The 20,236-nt window shown below is 62.1% G+C and carries 20 protein-coding genes; 15 read left to right on the plus strand and 5 right to left on the minus strand.

Features of this window, described 5'->3' with window-relative positions; all coding sequences use genetic code 11:
* Window positions 1–84 precede the first annotated feature (84 nt).
* Window positions 85–1,494: a glutamate--ammonia ligase gene (glnA, locus tag ACFOW7_RS11025; protein ID WP_378164102.1), complete on the minus strand. Its 1,410-nt coding sequence runs from the start codon at window positions 1,492–1,494 to the stop codon at window positions 85–87.
* Between the two features lie 304 nt (window positions 1,495–1,798).
* Between glnA and ACFOW7_RS11030 the strand changes: the two genes are divergently transcribed.
* The 4 genes from ACFOW7_RS11030 to ACFOW7_RS11045 all read left to right on the plus strand — a co-directional run bounded on the left by ACFOW7_RS11030 (window position 1,799) and on the right by ACFOW7_RS11045 (window position 4,671).
* The gene (locus ACFOW7_RS11030; RefSeq protein WP_378164104.1) at window positions 1,799–2,251 is read left to right on the plus strand and encodes a rhodanese-like domain-containing protein; all 453 of its coding nucleotides are present in this window, start codon (window positions 1,799–1,801) and stop codon (window positions 2,249–2,251) included.
* Window positions 2,252–2,335: 84 nt separating this feature from the next.
* Entirely contained in the window at window positions 2,336–3,148 is an 813-nt protein-coding gene (gene aroE / locus ACFOW7_RS11035; protein ID WP_378164106.1) for a shikimate dehydrogenase, read from the plus strand.
* 72 nt (window positions 3,149–3,220) lie between these two features.
* A complete protein-coding gene (mtgA, locus tag ACFOW7_RS11040) occupies window positions 3,221–3,907 on the plus strand; it encodes a monofunctional biosynthetic peptidoglycan transglycosylase (protein ID WP_378168014.1) in 687 nt (228 codons plus the stop codon).
* A complete protein-coding gene (locus ACFOW7_RS11045; RefSeq protein ID WP_378164108.1) occupies window positions 3,907–4,671 on the plus strand; it encodes a lysophospholipid acyltransferase family protein in 765 nt (254 codons plus the stop codon). Before mtgA ends, ACFOW7_RS11045 begins: the two co-directional genes overlap by 1 nt.
* A gap of 599 nt (window positions 4,672–5,270) precedes the next feature.
* Here ACFOW7_RS11045 and phnD read toward each other — a convergent pair.
* Both phnD and ACFOW7_RS11055 read right to left on the minus strand, forming a co-directional pair.
* Window positions 5,271–6,251 carry a phosphate/phosphite/phosphonate ABC transporter substrate-binding protein gene (phnD, locus tag ACFOW7_RS11050; protein ID WP_378164110.1) on the minus strand — a complete coding sequence of 327 codons (981 nt, stop codon included), beginning with the start codon at window positions 6,249–6,251 and terminating at the stop codon, window positions 5,271–5,273.
* 306 nt (window positions 6,252–6,557) lie between these two features.
* Window positions 6,558–8,582 (minus strand): site-specific recombinase, encoded by a 2,025-nt coding sequence (locus ACFOW7_RS11055; protein WP_378164112.1) that lies wholly within the window; start codon window positions 8,580–8,582, stop codon window positions 6,558–6,560.
* 148 nt (window positions 8,583–8,730) lie between these two features.
* Here ACFOW7_RS11055 and ACFOW7_RS11060 point away from each other — a divergent pair, with 148 nt between their 5' ends.
* Complete coding sequence (locus ACFOW7_RS11060) at window positions 8,731–9,030, plus strand: SelT/SelW/SelH family protein (RefSeq protein ID WP_378164115.1); 300 nt, start codon at window positions 8,731–8,733, stop codon at window positions 9,028–9,030.
* 3 nt (window positions 9,031–9,033) lie between these two features.
* On the opposite strand, the gene ACFOW7_RS11065 is transcribed toward ACFOW7_RS11060, so the two are convergent.
* The gene (locus tag ACFOW7_RS11065) at window positions 9,034–9,159 is read right to left on the minus strand and encodes a hypothetical protein (RefSeq protein ID WP_378164117.1); all 126 of its coding nucleotides are present in this window, start codon (window positions 9,157–9,159) and stop codon (window positions 9,034–9,036) included.
* Window positions 9,160–9,272: 113 nt separating this feature from the next.
* Complete coding sequence (locus tag ACFOW7_RS11070; RefSeq protein WP_378164119.1) at window positions 9,273–9,791, minus strand: MarR family winged helix-turn-helix transcriptional regulator; 519 nt, start codon at window positions 9,789–9,791, stop codon at window positions 9,273–9,275.
* Between the two features lie 75 nt (window positions 9,792–9,866).
* On the opposite strand from ACFOW7_RS11070, the gene ACFOW7_RS11075 reads away from it, so the two are divergent.
* From ACFOW7_RS11075 to ACFOW7_RS11120, 10 genes are all read left to right on the plus strand, one after another.
* Window positions 9,867–10,742: an EamA family transporter gene (locus ACFOW7_RS11075; RefSeq protein ID WP_378164121.1), complete on the plus strand. Its 876-nt coding sequence runs from the start codon at window positions 9,867–9,869 to the stop codon at window positions 10,740–10,742.
* A 33-nt stretch (window positions 10,743–10,775) separates the two neighbouring features.
* Complete coding sequence (locus ACFOW7_RS11080) at window positions 10,776–11,390, plus strand: nitroreductase family protein (protein ID WP_378164123.1); 615 nt, start codon at window positions 10,776–10,778, stop codon at window positions 11,388–11,390.
* A 91-nt stretch (window positions 11,391–11,481) separates the two neighbouring features.
* The gene (locus ACFOW7_RS11085; protein ID WP_378164126.1) at window positions 11,482–11,964 is read left to right on the plus strand and encodes a CesT family type III secretion system chaperone; all 483 of its coding nucleotides are present in this window, start codon (window positions 11,482–11,484) and stop codon (window positions 11,962–11,964) included.
* A gap of 11 nt (window positions 11,965–11,975) precedes the next feature.
* Entirely contained in the window at window positions 11,976–14,300 is a 2,325-nt protein-coding gene (locus ACFOW7_RS11090) for a hypothetical protein (protein ID WP_378164128.1), read from the plus strand.
* A gap of 762 nt (window positions 14,301–15,062) precedes the next feature.
* The gene (locus ACFOW7_RS11095) at window positions 15,063–15,518 is read left to right on the plus strand and encodes a hypothetical protein (protein WP_378164130.1); all 456 of its coding nucleotides are present in this window, start codon (window positions 15,063–15,065) and stop codon (window positions 15,516–15,518) included.
* A 93-nt stretch (window positions 15,519–15,611) separates the two neighbouring features.
* A complete protein-coding gene (locus ACFOW7_RS11100; RefSeq protein WP_378164132.1) occupies window positions 15,612–17,477 on the plus strand; it encodes a DUF4178 domain-containing protein in 1,866 nt (621 codons plus the stop codon).
* 9 nt (window positions 17,478–17,486) lie between these two features.
* Window positions 17,487–17,636 carry a hypothetical protein gene (locus tag ACFOW7_RS11105; protein ID WP_378164134.1) on the plus strand — a complete coding sequence of 50 codons (150 nt, stop codon included), beginning with the start codon at window positions 17,487–17,489 and terminating at the stop codon, window positions 17,634–17,636.
* Window positions 17,637–17,660: 24 nt separating this feature from the next.
* Window positions 17,661–17,876: a DUF350 domain-containing protein gene (locus ACFOW7_RS11110; RefSeq protein ID WP_378164136.1), complete on the plus strand. Its 216-nt coding sequence runs from the start codon at window positions 17,661–17,663 to the stop codon at window positions 17,874–17,876.
* A gap of 225 nt (window positions 17,877–18,101) precedes the next feature.
* A complete protein-coding gene (locus ACFOW7_RS11115; protein WP_378164138.1) occupies window positions 18,102–20,003 on the plus strand; it encodes a DUF4178 domain-containing protein in 1,902 nt (633 codons plus the stop codon).
* Window positions 20,003–20,140 (plus strand): hypothetical protein, encoded by a 138-nt coding sequence (locus ACFOW7_RS11120; RefSeq protein WP_378164140.1) that lies wholly within the window; start codon window positions 20,003–20,005, stop codon window positions 20,138–20,140. Before ACFOW7_RS11115 ends, ACFOW7_RS11120 begins: the two co-directional genes overlap by 1 nt.
* Window positions 20,141–20,236 lie beyond the last annotated feature (96 nt).

Genomic DNA, 20,236 nt, shown 5'->3' on the forward strand with positions numbered 1-20,236 from the left:
ACAGACCGGCGCCCGCCCACTTGGTTCGCTGCCATAAAAAAACGGACGGCGCCAAGCCGTCCGTTTTTGCCTGAATGCCGAGACTTACAGGCTGTAATACATCGCGAACTCCACCGGATGGGTGGTCATGCGGAAGCGGTTGACCTCTTCCATCTTGAGTTCGATATAGGAATCGATCCAGTCGTTGGAGAACACGCCGCCACGGGTCAGGAACTCGCGGTCCTTGTCGAGGTGCTCCAGCGCCATTTCGAGGCTGTGGCAGACCTTCGGGATCTGCTTGTCCTCTTCGGGCGGCAGGTCGTACAGGTTCTTGTCGGCCGGGTCGCCCGGGTGGATCTTGTTCTGCACGCCATCGAGACCGGCCATCATCAGCGCGGTAAAGGCCAGATAGGGGTTGGCCAGCGGATCGGGGAAGCGGGCTTCGATACGGCGGGCCTTGTCGCTGGCGACATAGGGAATGCGGATCGAGGCCGAACGGTTCTTGGCCGAGTAGGCCAGCATCACCGGGGCTTCGAAGCCCGGCACCAGACGCTTGTAGGAGTTGGTGCCCGGGTTGGTGATGGCGTTGAGCGCCTTGGCGTGCTTGATGATGCCGCCGATGTAGTAGAGGGCGAATTCCGACAGACCGGCGTAGCCATTGCCGGCGAACAGGTTCTTGCCATCCTTCCAGATCGACTGGTGCACATGCATGCCCGAACCGTTGTCGCCGACGATGGGCTTGGGCATGAAGGTGGCGGTCTTGCCGTATTGGTGGGCCACGTTATGGACCACGTACTTGAGGCGCTGGGTCCAGTCGGCGCGCGTGACCAGGGTCGAGAACTTGGTGCCGATCTCGCACTGGCCGGCGGTGGCCACTTCGTGGTGGTGAACTTCGACCGGGATGCCCAGTTCTTCGAGCGCCAGGCACATGGCGGCGCGGATGTCCTGGTAGCTGTCGACCGGCGGGACCGGGAAGTAGCCGCCCTTGACCGAAGGACGGTGGCCGGTGTTGCCGGCTTCGAAGCTCTCGCCCGACGACCATTCGGCTTCTTCGGACTTGATCTTCACATGGCAGCCCGACATATCGGCGCCCCAGGTGATCGAGTCGAAGATAAAGAATTCGGGTTCGGGACCAAAGAAGGCGGTATCGCCCAGACCCGAGGCCTTCAGATAGGCTTCGCCACGCTTGGCGATCGAACGCGGGTCGCGGTCGTAGCCCTTGCCATCGGTCGGGTCGATCACGTCGCAGGTCAGCATCAGTGTCGGCTCGTCGAAGAACGGGTCGAGCACGGCAGTGGCGGGGTCAGGCAGCAGCAGCATATCGGACGCCTGAATGCCCTTCCAGCCGGCAATCGACGAACCGTCAAAAGCATGGCCGCGTTCGAACCATTCTTCATCGACCACATGAGCCGGCACCGAAACGTGCTGTTCCTTGCCCTTGGTGTCGGTAAAGCGCAGGTCGACGAACCGGATATCGTTTTCTTCAATCTGCTTCAGTACATTGGCGACCGCCATTGCTTATCTCCTAAGCGTAACTGGGGATGTCGGGGGCTACCCGAGGGATTCCGATTGTAGAGGCATCCTGCCGGCTTTGCTGGCTAGGGGGGTTGGGACGGCTTATAGCAGTAAGCGTGCCATAGCAAAAGTGCTATTTAGCTGGGCTGGATGCCCTGCCCCAGCGCACAGATGCCTCGTTTCGGTGCAAACCAACTCGATTTGGCACCATTTTGGTGCGTTTTGGCGCCACGGGCGAACTTTGCCATAATTCCGTAGCGGTCACTGGTCCGTGTCCGCCTTACCCACCCGGAGCCTGTCGCTTATGAGCCAAGTCAATGAAATCCTGCAACGGGCCAGAAGCCGCGCCGAGCAACTGGGCCTGTCCTATTCGGGCGCGCTGACCCCGGACGAGGCCCAGACGCTGCGCGAAGCGCTGCCCGCCGCCAAGCTGGTCGATGTCCGCAGCCATGCCGAATGGCAGTTCGTCGGCCACCCGACCGATGCGGTCAAGGTCGAATGGAAGACCTGGCCCGGCATGGCCAGCAATCCACATTTCCTCGAACAGCTGCGCCATCAGGTAGACCCCGAAGATATCCTGATGTTCATGTGCCGCAGCGGCGCTCGTTCGCATGAGGCGGCAGTGCTGGCAGCGGCCCATGGCTTTGCCGAGTGCTACAACGTGCTCGAAGGCTTTGAAGGCGACCGCGACGAGGCGGGCCAGCGCGGCCGCCGTAATGGCTGGAAGGCCCGCGGTCTGCCCTGGTCGCAGAGCTGATCCCCCGGCCCCGTCCACCGACGGGGCCGTTTCTCGTCGGCGTTGTCGCTGCGCCTCGCTCAACCGTCTCCGTGTTCCTCATTCATGCCCGACCGTTACCTCGTCGTCGGCCACCCGGTGGCCCACAGCAAGTCCCCGTTTATCCACGCCGCCTTTGCCCGTCAGACCGGCCAGTCTCTCAGTTATGACCGGCTCGACCTCGCGCCCGACGATTTCGAATCGGGGCTGGCCGACTTCTTCGCCCTGGGCGGTGCGGGCTGCAATATCACCGTGCCCTACAAGGAGCGGGCCGCCGGCTTCGCCAACCGTCTGACCGAACGCGCCGCCTTCGCCGGTGCGGTCAATACGCTGTGGCTCGGCGATGAGGGGCTGGTCGGGGACAATACCGACGGCGTCGGTCTGGTACGCGACCTCAAGCGCCATCTGGCATTGCGCGACCGGCGCGTCCTGCTGCTGGGCGCCGGCGGCGCGGCGCGCGGCGTACTGGCGCCGCTGCTGGCCGAGCAGCCGGCGCAACTGGTGATCGCCAACCGCTCGGCCGACAAGGCCGCCGCCCTGGCAGAGCTGGCTGCGGGCCTCGGTCGGGTCGAAAGCTGTGCTTATGAGGCACTCGATGGTGATTTCGATCTGGTGATCAACGCGACCTCGGCCAGCCTCGCCGGCGAGACGCTGCCGCTGCCCGAGGCCCTGTTCAGCCAAGGCGGCCTTGCCTACGACATGATGTACGGCCAGGCGCCGACGGCCTTTCTGCGCCAGGCCGAGCAGTTGGGCGCCGCCGTGCGGCTCGATGGACTGGGCATGCTGGTGGAGCAGGCCGCCGAAGCGTTCCGGCTCTGGCGCGGGGTGCAGCCCGACACGGCGCCGGTGCTGCTGGCGCTGCGCGACAGCCTGGGCTAGGACCGGGCGGGCCGCCGGAGCGTCTGCGGATTTGTTATCATGGCGGCCTTTTTTTCCCGTGCCAAAACAATGCTGTGGAAGTGGACCAAGCGGGTCGTACTGACCCTGGCCGGCCTGTTCGTCGCCTACCAGCTATGGATCTTTGGCCATGTGCTGTGGTGGCGCGACCATAATCCGTCCGAGACCTCGTTCATGGACGAGCAGCTCGACCGTCTCCAGGAAAAAAACCCCGAGGCCGCGCTGAAGCACCGCTGGGTCACCTACGACAAGATTTCCCCGCATCTGAAACGGGCGCTGGTGGCGGGCGAGGATGCCCGCTTTCTCGATCACGACGGTTTCGATTGGGAAGGTATCCAGGCCGCCTGGGAGAAGAACGCCAAAAAAGGCCATATCGTCGCTGGCGGCTCGACCATCAGCCAGCAGTTGGCCAAGAACCTGTTTCTGACGTCCAAGCGCAGCTATCTGCGCAAGGTCGAAGAAGCCGCCATTACCCTGATGCTCGAAGCGGTGCTCGACAAGCGGCGCATCTTCGAGATCTATCTCAATGTGATCGAATGGGGCGACGGCGTATTCGGCGCCGAAGCGGCCGCCCGTCACTATTTCAAGACCAGCGCGGCCGGGCTTGGCCCGTCGCAGGCGGCCAAGCTCGCCGCCATGGTGCCCAACCCCCGCTACTACGATAAACACCGCAACGACCGCCGTCTGTTGCGCAAGGCGGCCATCTTGCAGCGCCGCCTCGATTACGCCGAGATTCCCTGATGCCCAAGCCGTTGCTCCGCTTTTTCCAAACGTTCTACGGCATCTATCTGGGCCTGCTGTTCATGCTGGCCGTGCTCAGTGTGGTGCCGCCCTATCTGTTGGCAGGCCTGTTGGCCGAATCGCGCCGCCAGCGCTGGTATATGTCGGCCAACCGCTATGCCATGCTGGCCTGGAGCCTGCTGAGCGGCATCCGCTTTCGCTATGAGCACCGCGAGCGGCTGCGGCCCGACCGCGCCTATGTCTGCGTGACCAACCATTGCAATCTGCTCGATATGCCAAGCTGCGCCATCGGTTTCATCCATCCGGTGCGGCCGCTGGCCAAGGTCGAATTTGCCCGGATTCCGGTGCTCGGCTTTATTTTCAAACGTTTCTGCGTGCTGGTCGAACGCGGTTCGAGCGAATCGCGCCGCCGCAGCGCCATGGCACTGGTGCGCACGCTCGGGCAGGGCGACTCGATCCTGCTGTTTCCCGAAGGCACCCGTAACCGTACCCCCGAGCCCTTGCAGCCATTCCGCGATGGCGCCTTTCGCGCCGCCATCGATGCCCAGGTGCCGATCCTGCCGTTTGTGCAGATCGGCATGCGCGAGCTGCAGGAACTCAACACCCTGTGGTTCCGCCCGGGCTGGGCCTTGGTGCGCTATCTCGAACCGATCGAGACCACGGGCATGACCGAAGCCGATGTGCCGCTGCTGCGCGAACGGGTGCGCAGCCTGATCGAGGCCGAGCTGCTGCGGGAAGACCCGACGTTTCGCAATAAGAGGTAGGGAAGGAAATTTTTCTTTTTCTGACATTTTCCTCTCTAGATCTTGCAAAGGTTTTGCAGAAAACATTCCATTTCCTATCGGGGCCTTCCCTTTCCCATTGGAGCCAGCGTTGCCGGCACGGTGTGTTGATGGGCTTGTCCCCGACGCTTCGTGTCCGGACGACCCGGCTCCGAATTTCTTGGAAATGCGCTGACGCCGCGCTTTCTCCGAGTCCGACCCAGCCGAGCCCTCATAGCGGCCGGTCTCTATCAAACTGCCAGTCCTGCCTGGCCCCTGATCACCTACTGACGCTTATTCAAAACGGCCCCAAGGCCACCGCAGCAGCAATGGCGTCCTCACCGATCTATCCGGCGACACAGCACACACTCGACGCGACAGTGGAACTGACACTGGCGCCTTGCTTTCCCAGGAAGAGTTGGGATCAGGCATCCTGCTTGGGGAAAGATAGGACGTTCTGTTCAAGACAGAGTGCTAGACAGGACTGCACTGAATTGCCATAAAAAATGCCGTCCACGCGCTAACGTGGACGGCATTTTTAATATTTCCTTCAAAGCCGCTATATATCTTGCACAGGCTTTGCAGAAAGATTGATTTTTAACTTAACCCCCACCCAGCAGGCGGTTGGTTTCATTGGCCTTGCGGAACAGTTCCTTGAAGCGGGCATCCTTTTGATCGGACGGGATCTTATCGTCGATCATCAGGGCGTACTGTTCGGAGAACGACTCAAGCTCGGCGATCCGGCGCAGCAGGCGGTTATCGGCCTTGGCGAAACCGGCCAGATCGTAGGCGGTGATCAGCTTCTTGCGTTGGTCGCGGTTCGAGGCTTCCTTGCCGTAGCTCAGGAAGAACTGCTGGATACGCTGCTTGAGGCCGCTCGACAGGCGCTTGTCGTACAGCATCGGATCGAGGCCGATCGGGTCGGATTGCCAGATCACCTTGACACGGCTGTACTCGGCCGGGAACTTGCCTTTGAAGTCTTCCATATCGTCGCTGTTATTGGTGGCGACGTCGACCTTGCCGTTGGCCACGGCGAGGAAGTTATCCTGGTGGCTGCCGGTATCGAGCCGCTTGAAGTGCTTGCGCGGATCGATCTCGTTCTTGGTGAAGATATAGTAGTTGGGCATCAGAAAGCCCGAGGTCGAGGACGATTTGCCCGAAGCGTAGCTGTATTTGCCGGGTGACTTGAGCAGATGGTCCAGGTCCTTGATATCGCCGACCTTGTTGACCAGCAGCATCGCGGTATAGCCACGCGTGCCGTCGGCCTTGAGATGGTGCACGAATACTTCGGCGTTGGCTTCGACCACGGCTTGCAGTGCCGATTTCTGACCGAGCCAGGCGATCTGCACCTTGCCGTTCTTCATCGCGTTGACGATCTGGCCATAGTCCTTGGCGGCAATGACCTTGACCGGCATTTTCAGCGCAGCCGACATATCGTCGAAGATCGGCTGCCAATTCTTGACCGTCTCGGCTTCATTGGTAGTGGTGATCAGACCAACGGTCAGTTCTGCGGGATCGTCCGCCAGAGCGTTACCGGCAATCCAGGTCGCGGCAATCAGGCCGAGCCATTTACTGTGTTTCATAGGGGTCTCCTTTGAGTCCAGCCACCCAGGTTATCTACACAACTTTAGGTCGCGGTAGTATGCGAGTGACCTCGATGGGATGCAAGTTCAAACATTAGAATTCCATTATTTTTTCTTTATCCCCTGGCAGGCAAGGGGTGGGTGGTGCCTATGAGGCATAGCTGAAAACCGCCGTATTTGTCTGAAACTAAGAAGAAACCTGCCCTGCCATGGCGTCGTTGAGACAGTAAAAAGGCCGTCCTGACAAGGACGGCCTCGCTATATATCAAGAAGTTTCCGATCTATGCCATTCGCGGCAGGGACACACTACAAGGTTGGTGGCTGTGGCGGCAGCGTGGCCGACTCGCTGCGCGGCGGAATAAAGAAACGCTGCGGCGAACGCAGCAAGCGACGGCTCAGCAGCCCCAGCAGCGGGCGGGTCAGACCAAAGCGGATACGGCGCGAACGCAGCGCCACCACCAGCGCCAGCATGAAACTGACCCCCAGATTGGTCAGCCCGATCAGCATGATCCCAAGCAGAGAGACCGCAATCGTGCGCCAGTCGAGCATGAAATCGAGCGCCACCAGGGCATAGGCGAAGTTGGCCGAAGAAAAGGTGATATGGCGGATATCGAGCGGCAAGCCGAGCAGAAAGCCCACGGTCCCCATCGAGCCCAGCATGATGCCGAAGAAGAAGTTACCCGCCAGCGCCCCCAGATTATTCTCGATATAGGTGCAGACCCGCTCCCAGCGTGCCTCACCGAACAGCCGACGCGGCCAGCGCAGCTGCCGCAGCCGCGCCGGGATGCGGTTATACACCGCCTTATTGTCGTAATAACCCGAGATCAGCCCAGCAAGGAACAGACAGACCCCGGCAATCGCCGCATGGGGCAAGGCAAGGCTGCTGAAGGGGTCGATATCGTGCAGCAGGGCACGCGCCTTTTCCGGACTCAACCAGCTTTCGCCGCTCAATTGACGCATCGCCAGCGCGATCATCAACGCCGTCGGCATCGCCAGCAGCACATTGCCAAGGATGGCGATGAACTGGGTACGACAGACCTTCTCCACCAGCTCGGCCAGCCGCTCGACCGTATCCTGCCCGCGGATCGCTCCGGCCCCATCGACGGTGGCGGCGATCTTGGCTGCCGTCATCGCCGGTTGCTTGGTGGCGATGGTGAAATGCAGCGTATGGATCAACATAAAACCGAACGAGTAATTCATGCTGAACGCCAACGCCTCGGCCAGCGGCGGCAGCTTCAATTTACTGGTCAACAGCTTGATCAGCGCCATGAAGCCGACGATAAACCCGGCCCCCATGGCCGACTTGGCCATCTGCGACCATTCGCGCCGATCGGCGGCGATATAGTGCTCGCCGGTGCGGCCGGCATGTTCGGTGATTTGCAGCGCAATCAGGTCGGAATTGGTAATGAACAGATCCTTGATGCTGGTCTTGCGGTTGTCGGCTTCGACCAGTTGGCAGATAAATTCAATGCTGCGCTCGGGCCGCTGCTCGCGCTGGGCCGGGTCGAGCAGATCGAGCAGCAGACGCAGCCGGTCCAGATGCTGTCTGAGCCGCACCATCAGATAGGTCAGGCTGACACTGACCCCTTCGCGGGCGGCGGTCTTGCGTATCCGTGCCACGATTTCGTCGCATTGCCCCAGCAGCACCCGTACCGCCCGGTCATCGAGTGCCGGCTCACTGCGCTCGATCAGAGCGGTTTTATAGGCTTCAAGATAGTCGCGCAGCTCGACGTTCTGGGTCAGAAACGGCGACTCGAACCGCTCGATCGCCGGGTAGTTGCGCACCAGCTCGGGCTCCAGTCCGATGGCCGAGATGCGATAGGACAGCACCTGCACCGATTCGAGCAGCTCCAGCTCGATACGGCGCCGGTCGGGGCCCGGCGTACTTTCCTCGAAATGCAGTGCCTGCCACAGCTCGAGCCAGATCTGACGTGGCACGGCGCTGACCCACAGATAGTCGTCGCTGCGATGGAATACCCGGCCAAGCACATCCTGCAGGCGCTCGTCGCAGTATTCCTCAGGCAGCAGCTTGGCCCCGAGACGGTGCCAGAAGGCGCTCCACACGCCTTCGTTGGACAGGATGCCGGTATCGGCATAGAGCTGGACCTGACGGCGGGCGCCGACCAGGCAGGTCAGATAGTCGCGCAGTCCCTGACGGTAGCGCGGTTCACGTTCAAGTAGATAGGCGAGCGAGCGCACGGCATTGATGCTGTGCTCGATATCGGCCGGATGGCGTGGATTGCGCGGACGCAGTTGCTCGATCAGGCGGTCGAGATAGCTGACGTCACTGCGCACCGAATCGGCGGCAATGGCTTGCAGCAGGTTTTCCATGTCGGCGGGGCCTTTTGTTATAGTCGAAAGCGGTCAGTGCAGGGCAAGCGGTATGCCTGCTCCCCCCAGTCAAAGGCAGAGCCGGCCAATACGCAAAAGTTCGCCCGGCTCAGGTAGGCTTGGCTTTTTCCCAGCCAGACTCTCCACCATGCACCATGTCGAAATCCGTTACTGCCGCCAGTGCCGCTGGCTGCTGCGCGCCGCCTGGCTTGCCCAGGAGCTGCTGTCCAGCCTAGAAGAAGAATTGAGCGAAGTCGCCCTGCAACCGGGCAGCGGCGGGATATTTGAAGTAGTGGCCGACGGGGTGACGGTCTGGGAGCGACGCCGCGATGGCGGCTTTCCCGATGCGGCTGAACTCAAGCGGCGGGTACGTGATGTGGTGGCGCCCGAGCGTGACCTGGGGCATACCGACCGGCCGCGGACAGACGATCGGGAAGCGCAGGATTGAGGATCAATAAAAGAACAGGCCATTGCCAGGGTACGGCTGTTCGGTCGGCGACTGCCCATAGCGCAGCATGCCCACTCCGACGGTCAATCCCAACAGCGCACAGGCGATAAGAGCGGTTCTAGGTTTCATAAACGTATATCCCAAAATCTCTACGCCAAAAAACAGAAAAGCCCAGCGAACACTGAGCTTCCGGCTGAAATCAAGGGGCCCTCGAACCGGTCCCTTTCTACCGTTCCCACCGCTTAACCGGCTTTTTCCGCCTCTTCAAGCGCCACCAACCATATCGAGAGCTGCTCATTGAGCGTTGCCACGATGTCGGGCGACAGCGCCGCCAGAATCCGTCGCTCGTTTTCAAGATGCGCTTCGACCGCCCGATCGATCAGTTCCAGTCCGGCCGGGGTCAGTTGCACCAGCATGCTGCGGGCGTCCTTGCTGTTCTGGACCCGCTCGACCAGGCCAGTGGCCTCCAGCCGTTGCAAGCGGTGGGTCATGGTGCCCGATGTGACCATCAAGGCCGAAAACAGTGCCGTCGGGGCCAGACAATACGGTTCGCCCGAACGGCGCAGGGTGGCCAGGACATCGAATTCCCAGCCGGTCATGCCAAACGCGGCAAACGCCTGGTCGAGCCGGCGTTGCAGCAGGGCCGAACAGCGCTTGAGGCGGCCGATCGGCCCCATGGGGCTGGCATCGAGATCAGGTCGCACCTGGCGCCATTGTTCCAGGATGTGGTCTACCGCATCGGGCTGGCGTGGTTCCGTCATGGCAAGCTCACTTATCTTGACTTCGAGACAATTCGTTTTCTAGAATCGATTATATCTTGAGTTAAAGATATCTCCATGACTACCCCACGTCCGGCTCTGACTGACATTCTGTTGACCTCGCTGGCTCCGATGATCTGGGGCTCGACCTATATCGTCACCACCGAACTGCTGCCGCCTGATCGACCGTTCTCGGCCGCCGCCATCCGCGCGCTGCCGGCGGGAATACTGCTGGTGCTGCTGGCCAGACGGCTGCCGGCCAAACGGGACTGGGGACGGATGCTGCTATTGTCGGCCTTGAATATCGGGGTGTTCCAGGCGCTGCTGTTTATCGCCGCCTACCGTTTGCCAGGCGGCCTTGCCGCCGTGGTCGGGGCCACCCAGCCGCTGATGGTGATGACGCTGGCCTGGATCATGGCGCAGCAGGTCCCGCCCAGAATGGCGCTGCTGGCCGGTCTGCTTGGCGTGGCCGGCATGGCCGCCTTGCTGCTGTCGCCGGCGACCCACTGGGATAGCCTGGGCCTTCTTGCCGCTGCCGTCGGCGCTGGCTGCATGGCCACCGGCACCTATCTGACCCGACGCTGGCAGCCCGATCTGCCGCTGTTGGCACTGACCGGCTGGCAACTGCTGCTGGGCGGTCTGATGCTGGCGCCCGTGGCCATATTGGCCGACCCGCCATTGCCGTCGCTGCAACTGAGCCAGGTGCTCGCCTACAGCTATCTGAGCCTCGCAGGCGCCCTGCTCGCCTATACGCTGTGGTTCCATGGCCTGACGCAGATCTCGCCCGTTGCCGTGTCCTCGCTCAATCTGCTGAGCCCAATCACCGCCGTGATCCTGGGCTGGCTGCTGCTGGGGCAGACAATCACCGGCATCGCCTTGCTCGGCCTGCTGCTGGTGCTTGCCAGCGTCTCCGCCGTGCAATGGGCCATGGCCCCAGCCAAGGCAGCGCAGTAACCCTTTCCTTCCCTGATGAACAGAGCCGCCTTGATGAATCCGATCCAACACGCCATCGAATCGCGCGTTTCCACCAACGACTACGACGCCGAGCGTGCGCTCAGCGATGACACCATCGCCAACCTGATCTCGCTGGCGACCCGGGCGCCATCGGCCTACAACCTGCAAAACTGGTGCTTTATCGCGGTGCGCTCAGCAGAAGCCAAGGCGCGTCTGAAGGAAGTGGCCTATGGCCAGCAGAAGGTGATGGATGCAGCAGTGAGCGTGATCGTTTGCGGCACGCTCGATGGGCATCGGCAGCTCGCCAGAATGCTTCAGCCTGCGGTCGCGGCCGACATCCTGAGCCAGCGCACTGCCGATAGCTGGGTCGCGCAGGCCGGCCGCAGCTATGCCGACCAGCCGGTGCTGCAACGCGACGAGGCCATCCGCTCGGCCTCGCTGGCGGCCATGACGCTGATGCTGGCCGCCGAAGGCATGGGCTTGTCTTCCTGCCCGATGACCGGCTTCGACAGCGCGGCCTTGTCGCGGGAATTTGGTCTGACGGCACAGCAGATTCCGGCTTTGATCGTCACGATTGGCTATCGGGCAAACGACGAGGCCAGACAGAAACCGCGCAAGCCGCTTTCTGAGGTGCTGCAACTCGTCTGAGCGAGCAAAACAGAAGGAACCGGCTGTTGACCGGCGTTACAGATGGACCGTCCCGCCTACTGATGGGCGGGTCTACCCCAGGAGTGATGCCGTGTCTGATCTCGCTACACCCGTTCCTGCTTCCCACCTGTCGCAATGGCTCGATGACTTTCTGCCTGGACTCTGCTTGAACGCCTACGGCGTGGCCGAGTTCAGTGACCGCAACGGGCTGCATTGCCTGCTGTGTCATGATCCAGCGCTGGATCGTCTGTATTTCTCAGCCACCCTGCTCTACTGCGATCCCACTTATTTTCCGCTTCTTTCCCGCACGGCACTACAGATCAACTGGCTGCAACATGCCAGTGATGGCGGTGCGGTGGCGCTCGATGAAGAAGGGGCTGCGCTGCACTACTGCCTGCTGATCGAGCTGGCCGGACTCGATGCCGCCCGGCTCGGCAGCCGGCTCGACCGGGCCGTCAGCACGGCACGGCAGTTGGCGGCAAGGCTCCAGGCCGACCATGCCGAAGCGCTGCTGCCGCCTCTGCCGCTCGAACCGGCCGCAGCGTCGCAGCCGGCACTGCTGATGCGTGTCTGAGGGAGGCTGCCATGACCACCTCCTTGCAAGTCAACGACGTCGCCGTGTCGCAACACCTCGGTCTGGCCGAAGCGAGCCGGCAGCTCAGCCAGCATGATCTTCAGGTCCAGCCGAGCCAGCGTGTCCAGCCAAGTCAGCTTGCCCAGCCCCTGGCCAACCAGCCGCTGGCGCCAGTGCCACAGGAGCCGGTGATCAATGCCGAGCGGCTGCGTGCGCTGTCCGACAGCCACGACTACTACGCCACCGTGGCGCAGCAGCTCAAGGCGCTTGAAGCGGAGGGCGTGACGCTGAGCCCCAACTATCCGCAGCAGATGGCCAAGCTCGAACAAGGGCTGGCCACGCTCCAGGCGGCACTCGATCTGCACCGGAATGGCGACGTCGGCGAAGGCATGACGGCCCTGCGCAACGCTTCCAAACTGGCGATCGGGGCCGAGCAGGCGCGTCAGGCCGTCAATATGCTGGTGCGCAGCAATGCGACGGTGCTGCTGCCGCGTATCGAGGATTTCCGTTATCAGAAGCAGATCGCCAAACAGTCGCTGGACTATTTCAACCTGACCCTTCAGCAGTTGGGCAATCGACTCGACCCGGCCATCGCCAATCGTCTGCGCACGCTGGCGGCCGACTGTCAGCGCGAAGTCGACCGGGCCGTCGCGGAGGCGCAACTCAGCCATGAAGTATTGAAATTGCTCGGAGAAGCCAATAGCGAGTTCGGCAAAGCCTGGGCCGAAGGCTTGAGCAGTTCGCCGCAGCAGTTGGTGGGCCATGTGCTGGGCCAACGCGCGGCAGGCTGGCTCGGCCTCACCATTACCGACCCGCAGCAGCAGGTGCGCGACGAGTTGCAGCAGCAGCTGGGCGAGCTATTCGATATTTCGCCCAACGGCCAGGACTTGCAGTTGCGATTCAAGCCCGAGCTTTACGGCAAATGGTCGGTGGCCGAGACCGTGGACCGGCTCAATACGCTGCGCCAGCACTTGCAACAGGCCGGCAATCAGTACGCGCTGCCGGCACTCGACGAGGCGATCAAGGCCCATCCCTCGTTCCGGCTCACCGGCAGCGGCGACGCCTGCCGGATCAGTCTGACGCCCCAGGCGCTGCAACAGCTCGAACAGCAGCGCGAGGTCGAGCCCAGCCAGCGCGACAAGCTGGAAACCCGACTGATCCTGGCGCAACTGCGGCCGGCGCTCAAAGCCCATCTGGCCTACAACCGCTGGGATCAGGTCGCCAATACCGCCCAGCAGGTCGATAACACCCTGAGCAGCGCTGCCTCGCAGTTGCACAGTCTGGCCCAGCAGACCGGCAGCGGCCTCTACCACGCGCTGCCCGATGGTGCACAGCAGGTGGTCGATGGCCTGGGCCAGGTGCCTGCCCAGTTGCTGACCCAGGGCTCGGCGCTGATCGGCCAGGGCCTCGGTACAGTCGGCGGCTGGATCGTGGGTGGCCCGCTCGGCAATACCGTGCAAGGCTGGACCGGCCAGGCCGGCGGGGCAATCGGCGGCGCCACCGGCCATCTGGTCGGCCAATGGCTGGCCGACAAAGGCAGCGAAGGTCTGCATTGGCTCAGCGAAGCCCCGTCGGTGCTGCACGATCTGAGCGTCGATGTGACGGCCTCGCTCTACCGTGGCCTACAGAACTACTACCAAGGCCCCGACCATTTCGAGGAGACCCTGCAACAGCATCAGGCCACCTTTGGCACGCTGTTCCAGATCGAGGGCGATCCGGACAGCGGGCGAATAACGGTCAGAAACGATCCGGCCTGGAACAACCGCCATCCCGATGCCCTGGTGACCGAACTGAACAAGCTATTGAGCCAAAGCCACGCGCAGGGCGATCAGGCCACCATCGAGGCGATCCGCCAGGGCGTGGCCAACAGCACCAAGGTCGATTTCATCACCGCCGAGGATGGCACGCCCAGCCTGCGCCGTCGCAACGCCGAAGCCGAACAGGTCAGCGACCCGAGCCACCAGATCAGCCCGCAGCAACGGCTGACCCAGGCAGTACAGACGGCCGATGCGGCACGGCGGCTGTGTTTTCTGAAAATGACGGTCTGCAAGCATCTGAACGACCTGATCGAGGTGGAAAGCCAATCGGCCAGCTCGCTGTTCAACTTCCACTCGAAACTGACCCAGGCCAAGGTCGAACTGCTCAAACACACCATGGAGGCCCTGGTCGACTGCCCCGATCAGGAAAGCATGGCAGCCCGGCTTGATGAGGCAATCCAGGGCAATCTGCATCTGTCGAAACAAGTATGGCAACGGCCCGATGGCGGCAAGACCGATACGGTGCTCACCAGCTTGCACAAGCAGGTGGGACAGTACGATCTGGCAGCCGTGTATTGAGGGCTGGAGCGGTTTCCAGCCAAATAGAAAATATCCTGCAAATCATTTGCAATATCTGTTGCCAGATAAAGGAAAAAATAAACAAAATGAGGAGCATGACTTTTACATTGATGTGTCTACGCGGCGTCCGGACCGCTCCACGCTGCCAGACCACCAATCCCCCGCACGCAGTTCCCTTCTGAGTCCAGGAGCGTTAGCCACTTCGGTGGCTGACGCCCTCCACGATCTTTGTAGGCATGAATACCGCCACAGTGCGTCCGCTGCCCAATCTGCCAGTTCCCACCTGAGCCTTGGCTACAGCATTTGCCCTGAAATCGGCGTCGCAGCAAGTCTGGTTGAGCGCTAGGAGCCGGCGCTTTGAGGGCCGCACACACTGACGCCGAATTGACTGGAAATGCGCTAAGGGAAGAACCGCTCAGCAGCACATTGAAGAGAAGCCCAGCGATGCACCATTTCGCCGCCCGAGGTACACGCCTTGCTGCGCGATGGGGTGGTCGGTCCGACCATCGAAGGGGCGGATATGGCTGACTTGGCGACGGGTCAGCGCCGCAACGGCCCATCGCCATCCGCACCAAGCCATCGGTCTTGGCTTGCTGACCCACTGCCAAGGCGGGTCGATCCAAGCCACAGTGACACGACGACATCGTGTCCTTCCCCTGGCTGGCGGTGCGCCCTAGGGGTGTCCGGACCGACCGTCACGTCACGTAGTCCCGGCCTCAGGCGAGATGGCTGTGCTGGCCGGAGCGACCAGGAGAAAACACGATGAACCGCCATTTTCCAGTACGTCTCAGTGCCAGCTTGTTCGGTGCCCTGCTGTCAGTTGCCGGTGTGACGGCCAGCAGTGCCGAGCGCACGGTTGCCTATGCCGAACTGCCAGTCCGGCTCTGTCTCGACCAGAGCCTGGAGCAGGTGCAGGCGCTGACCGAGGGCCGGCTGCGGGCCAGTCTGACCCTGCGCCACAATTCCCCCTCCCCGATCTTCAGCCCGGTGTTCAGCTTGTCGCTGATGGAAGGCGAGGAGCGCCGCACCCTGGAGCGCTTCTCCATGCGTGCCGATCCGCCCGAGGCCGCCCAGCCGCAGCAGTTTCTGATCCGTCTGCCGGCGCTGGCGCCACCGACCAATACGGCGCTGTGCTTTGAACTCGATAGCGATGCGGGGTCCGATTGGGGCAGCAGGACACTGAATATCAACCTGGTCTGGACCGCCGCCAGCAGCTAGGTGCCCACTGCGGGCGCATAGGGTGGTTTTCCACCAACGGGTCGCGGTAGGGCTGTGCTATTCTGCCAGGCGCCTTCCACTTCCTTTGCGACCATGTATAGCGCTCCCTGTCCTTCGTGCGGTGCCGAAGTCGGGTTCCATACCGCCCAGTCGGTGGTCGCCGTCTGTCGCCATTGCCGGGCCACCCTGGTGCGACACGACGTCGACCTTGAGCAGATCGGTCGCATGGCCGTGCTGGCCGAAGACCGCAGTCCGTTTTCGCTCGGGCTGGTCGGTCGCTACCGGGGCGTGGCCTTTACCATCGTCGGCCGTATCCAGCTGCATTACGAGGACGGCTACTGGAATGAGTGGTACTGCCACTTCCACGACGGCCGCACCGGCTGGGTCTCGGAAGGCTCGGGACTGGCCTACGTCACCTTCGAAGTCCCACTCGATATCACCCCACCACCATTCGACCATATCGTCCCGGGCCAGGCGCTCAAGCTGGCCGGTCGGCTTTATCGGGTCAGCAATCTGGAGCGCGCCACCTGTGTAGGCGGCGCCGGCGAATTGCCGTTTGCGGTCGGACCGGGCTTTCCGGCGCCGGCCGTCGATCTGCGTGAAGGCCAGCAATTCGCCAGCCTCGACTACAGCAGCGACCCGCCCCGGCTCTATGTCGGCGAATCGGTGCCGCCGGCTGATCTGATCGCCGGCATGCCGGTGGGTCCGGCCCCGACCAAGCAGGTCAAGACCCGTCAGTTCAAATGCACCGGCTGCGGCGCGCCGATCCAGCCCGTGACCGACGAAGCCAAGGTCTACGGCTGCGACCATTGCGGCGCCGTGGTCGATCTGGCCGATGCCCAGCTCAAGGTCATCAGCACTGCGCGCAAAAAAGGCGAAGCCTCATTGCCGCGCAGTCTCGACCTTGGCATGCAGGGCCGGCTGCGCGGCACCCAGTACACCATCATCGGCTGCCTGGGCCGGCGCAGCCGCAGCGATGGCGAGACCTTTCACTGGAATGAATACCTGCTGTGGAACGAGAAGTCGGGCTATTCCTGGCTGACCGAAACCGATGGCCACTGGAGCCTTGGCCATGCCACGGCCGCCCAGCCCAGCGAAGAGAAGGGCATCCATGCCTATGCCCGCTATCTCAAGCATCGCTTCCGCCATTTCCAGGGCTATCAGGCCGAAGTGGTCCATGTGGTGGGCGAGTTCAACTGGCGGGTCAAGCGCGGCGACAAGATTCGGGTGGACGACTTTATCGACCCGCCCTTATTGCTGTCCAAGGAAAGCAGCGAACGCGAAATCACCTGGACCCTGCTCGAATATCTGCCGGTCGATGCCGTGGCCAAGGCGTTCCGGCCCAAGCGACCGCTGCCCGAACCGCGCGGCATTGCCCCGAACCAGCCGGCGCCGCCCGGCTCCTCGGGCAGTTTCTGGTTTACCTATATGGTGGTCGGCATCACGCTGCTGGTGCTCCAGACCATCTTTGTGATCGCCGCCCCCAACCGTATCGTCTGGAGTCAGGCGCTGACGCTCGACGCCAACGAGACGCGCCGCAGCTGGACCAGCCAGCCGTTCGATATTCCCGGCAGCGGCAATCTGGCCGTGCTGCAACGCAGCAATCTGAGCAATAACTGGCTCGCCACCGATATCGATCTGATCAATGTGGCCACCAGCCAGCGCTACCAGCTAGGGCGCGAGATCAGCTATTACTCGGGCAGCGACTGGAGCGAGGGCAGTCCCGATGATACGGCGCTGCTGCACGATATTCCGGCTGGCCGCTATCTGTTGGAAATCGAGGCGGAAGCGCCGCCCAGCCATCCGCCCTATCTGAACCAGGTCGAAGTCCGGCGCGGCGTGCCAATCTGGAGCAATTTCTGGCTGACCCTGATATTGCTGCTGCTGCCGCCGCTGTTTGCCAGCATGCGCAATAACTTCGAACGGCAACGCTGGGCCGAGAGCGACCATAAGCCCTAGCAAAGGAAAATGATGTACCGACTCTATCTCGTGCTGGCGGTGGCAATGACCGGGTTCTATAGCTGGGGCCAGTACAAAGGCTACTCGGTGTTCGGTTCGGACGAACGGGTCCAGGAACGCAGCGCCGTCCACGGCGGCGGCCGTGCTTACCATAAATAACCCCTGCTCTACGGAGGCATCCTTATGTTGGAATTGCTCAAGCCCGGCCAGCTGGTCGGCTCGCTGGTCTACTCGCTGCTGGGCGTGGTGGTGTTCTGGGTCGCCTTTATCATCATCGACAAGCTCACCCCTTACGATCTGTGGAAAGGCATCGTCGAGGACAAGAACCAGGCACTCGCCACCGTGGTCGCCGCCATGTGCCTAGGCATCGCCATCATCATCGCCTCGGCCATCCACTAGCCGGCGCTGGCGCCGAGCGGTAATTCTTGAAGATATTTTTAATATCTGCAAATACCTCGCTTCTTATCTAGCGATTAATTTGCAGATAAATTTATTCTTTGATCGGCAATGCCGTCCATCCCTTGAACGGGTGTCCGAGACGGCCAACAGCCTTTTATCAGCGTTCTATAAAGCTAGGGAAACCCACGGCAGCCGTCGTGGCGCTTTTCTTTTGCGGAATCCTTTATGCAGATTGCCAAGTGCCCCGCTTGTGGCGCCCAGGTAGAGTTCCGTTCCAAAGGGTCGGTGATGGCAGTCTGCGGCTTTTGTCGCAGCACCCTGGTTCGTCACGATCTGGACCTGGAAAACCTGGGCAAGATGGCCGAGCTGGCCGAGGACCATAGCCCGCTGCGCCTGGGCCTGATGGGACGCTTTCGCAGCGTCGGCTTCCGGGTCATCGGCCGTCTGCAACTGCAATACGCCGACGGTTACTGGAACGAATGGCACTGCCTGTTCGATGATGGCCGCACCGGCTGGGTATCGGAAGGCTCGGGGCTCGCGTATGTCACCTTCGAGCAGAGCCTGAAAGTCACGCTGCCGTCGATCGACCATTTCCGAGTCGGCCAGCAGGCCCGGCTCGGCAACGATACCTTTACCGTCACCAATATCGAACATGCCCGCTGCGTCGCCGGCGAAGGCGAACTGCCGTTCAAGGTCGGCGCCGGCTGGGATGCACCGGCCGTCGATCTGCGCTCGGAAACCCGCTTTGCCAGCATCGACTACAGCGACAGTCCGCCCAAGCTCTATCTGGGCGTGGCAGTCGAGCCGGCAGAACTGTTCAAAGGCGTGGTCCAGACCGGACCGGCCCCGACCAAGAAGGCCCAGGCGCGTCAGTTCAAATGCCAGGGCTGCGGCGGGCCGCTCCAGGTCAGTCTCGACAGCATCCGTGCCGTGGCCTGTCGCGGCTGCGGCACCATCGTCGACCCGCAGGACCCCAATATGGCCGTGCTGGGGCAGGCCAATGCCCGGCTCGGCATCCGTCCGCTGCTGGAGATCGGCAGCCAGGGCAAGTTTCGCGGCGCCCAGTACACCATCCTCGGCTTTATGCGCCGCCGCAGCCTCGACAGTCAGGGCAGCGAGACGGGCACCTGGGACGAATACCTGCTCCATGCCGAAAAGGAAGGCTTCCGCTGGCTGACCGACTACCACGGCCACTGGAATTTCGCCAAGGCGCCACCACGGCTGCCGACCGAACAGGACAACGGCGACAAGCCCCCCAAGGTCAGCTATCACCAACAGCGGTTTCGTTATCTGCACAGTTATCTGGGGCAGGTGATCTATGTGGTGGGCGAGTTCAACTGGCGGGTCAAGCTCGACGATGTGGTCGGGATCGATGACTACATCGCCCCGCCCTTGATGTTGTCGCGCGAGCAGAGCCAGACCGAACTCAACTGGACGCTGGCCGAATACGTCAATCCGACCGAGATCAGCGAGGCCTTCAAGCTGGCCAATCCGCTGCCCGAACCACGGGGAGTCGGCCCCAACCAGCCCTCCCCCCATCAGATCCTGCCGTTCTGGCTGGCCTGGGCCGGCTTCAGCTTTGCAGCGCTGATCGTGATGATGGTCTTCACCCTGTTCTCGGCCAATCGCACGCTGCTGACCCAGCGCATCGAGATCGAGCCGAAGCAGAGCCACAAGAGCTTTACCAGCCAGCCGTTCCATTTCGACGGCGGCAATATCCTGGCCCAGCATGAGGCGGTGATCGACAACAGTTGGCTGGCAGTCGATCTGACCCTGATCGACAACCAGAACGGCCGCCATTACCAGCTCAGCCGCGAGCTGTCCTATTTCCATGGTGTCGATGAGTACGACGGCAGCTCATGGAGCGAGGGCCAGCCGCGCGATCAGGCCATGTTCGGCGCCGTGCCCGAAGGCGACTATGTGCTCGAGATCGAGGCCGAGACCGAACAGGACAGCTATCGACTCAATCCGATCAGCGACCAGATCAAGCTGGTCAGCAATATCCCCCTGTGGGGCAATTTCTGGCTGCTGCTGATCGTGTTGAGCATCGTGCCGCTGATCGCCTGGTGGCGCGCCCATCGTTTCGAGCGGCGCCGGCTCGATGACCATGACGAGGATGACGACTGATGATGCGCGTCTATATGGTGCTCGCCAGCCTGCTGCTGATGGTCTTTGCCTATGCCCAGTACAAGGGCTACTCGGCATTTGGCGACGAAGGCAAGCGCGGTCACGGCGCGCGTACCGTGCTGATCCATCATAAATAGCGGACGCAGTGTGTCGGGCCAGTCTCAGCATCCGGATATCGCACGGACTCCGGCCACCTGCCCCGGCCCCAGCGGACGGGACTCCCGCGCCATCAC

The sequence above is a fragment of the Chitinimonas lacunae genome (assembly GCF_042650885.1).
Classification (GTDB): domain Bacteria; phylum Pseudomonadota; class Gammaproteobacteria; order Burkholderiales; family Chitinimonadaceae; genus Chitinimonas_A; species Chitinimonas_A lacunae.

What these genes read in the sequence shown, in the direction of transcription:
- glnA (WP_378164102.1), bottom strand. Translation starts at nt 1,494, where the DNA reads ATGGCGGTCGCCAATGTACTGAAGCAGATTGAAGAAAACGATATCCGG.
- ACFOW7_RS11030 (WP_378164104.1), top strand. Translation starts at nt 1,799, where the DNA reads ATGAGCCAAGTCAATGAAATCCTGCAACGGGCCAGAAGCCGCGCCGAG.
- aroE (WP_378164106.1), top strand. Translation starts at nt 2,336, where the DNA reads ATGCCCGACCGTTACCTCGTCGTCGGCCACCCGGTGGCCCACAGCAAG.
- ACFOW7_RS11045 (WP_378164108.1), top strand. Translation starts at nt 3,907, where the DNA reads ATGCCCAAGCCGTTGCTCCGCTTTTTCCAAACGTTCTACGGCATCTAT.
- phnD (WP_378164110.1), bottom strand. Translation starts at nt 6,251, where the DNA reads ATGAAACACAGTAAATGGCTCGGCCTGATTGCCGCGACCTGGATTGCC.
- ACFOW7_RS11055 (WP_378164112.1), bottom strand. Translation starts at nt 8,582, where the DNA reads ATGGAAAACCTGCTGCAAGCCATTGCCGCCGATTCGGTGCGCAGTGAC.
- ACFOW7_RS11060 (WP_378164115.1), top strand. Translation starts at nt 8,731, where the DNA reads ATGCACCATGTCGAAATCCGTTACTGCCGCCAGTGCCGCTGGCTGCTG.
- ACFOW7_RS11065 (WP_378164117.1), bottom strand. Translation starts at nt 9,159, where the DNA reads ATGAAACCTAGAACCGCTCTTATCGCCTGTGCGCTGTTGGGATTGACC.
- ACFOW7_RS11070 (WP_378164119.1), bottom strand. Translation starts at nt 9,791, where the DNA reads ATGACGGAACCACGCCAGCCCGATGCGGTAGACCACATCCTGGAACAA.
- ACFOW7_RS11075 (WP_378164121.1), top strand. Translation starts at nt 9,867, where the DNA reads ATGACTACCCCACGTCCGGCTCTGACTGACATTCTGTTGACCTCGCTG.
- ACFOW7_RS11080 (WP_378164123.1), top strand. Translation starts at nt 10,776, where the DNA reads ATGAATCCGATCCAACACGCCATCGAATCGCGCGTTTCCACCAACGAC.
- ACFOW7_RS11090 (WP_378164128.1), top strand. Translation starts at nt 11,976, where the DNA reads ATGACCACCTCCTTGCAAGTCAACGACGTCGCCGTGTCGCAACACCTC.
- ACFOW7_RS11095 (WP_378164130.1), top strand. Translation starts at nt 15,063, where the DNA reads ATGAACCGCCATTTTCCAGTACGTCTCAGTGCCAGCTTGTTCGGTGCC.
- ACFOW7_RS11100 (WP_378164132.1), top strand. Translation starts at nt 15,612, where the DNA reads ATGTATAGCGCTCCCTGTCCTTCGTGCGGTGCCGAAGTCGGGTTCCAT.
- ACFOW7_RS11105 (WP_378164134.1), top strand. Translation starts at nt 17,487, where the DNA reads ATGATGTACCGACTCTATCTCGTGCTGGCGGTGGCAATGACCGGGTTC.
- ACFOW7_RS11110 (WP_378164136.1), top strand. Translation starts at nt 17,661, where the DNA reads ATGTTGGAATTGCTCAAGCCCGGCCAGCTGGTCGGCTCGCTGGTCTAC.
- ACFOW7_RS11115 (WP_378164138.1), top strand. Translation starts at nt 18,102, where the DNA reads ATGCAGATTGCCAAGTGCCCCGCTTGTGGCGCCCAGGTAGAGTTCCGT.
- ACFOW7_RS11120 (WP_378164140.1), top strand. Translation starts at nt 20,003, where the DNA reads ATGATGCGCGTCTATATGGTGCTCGCCAGCCTGCTGCTGATGGTCTTT.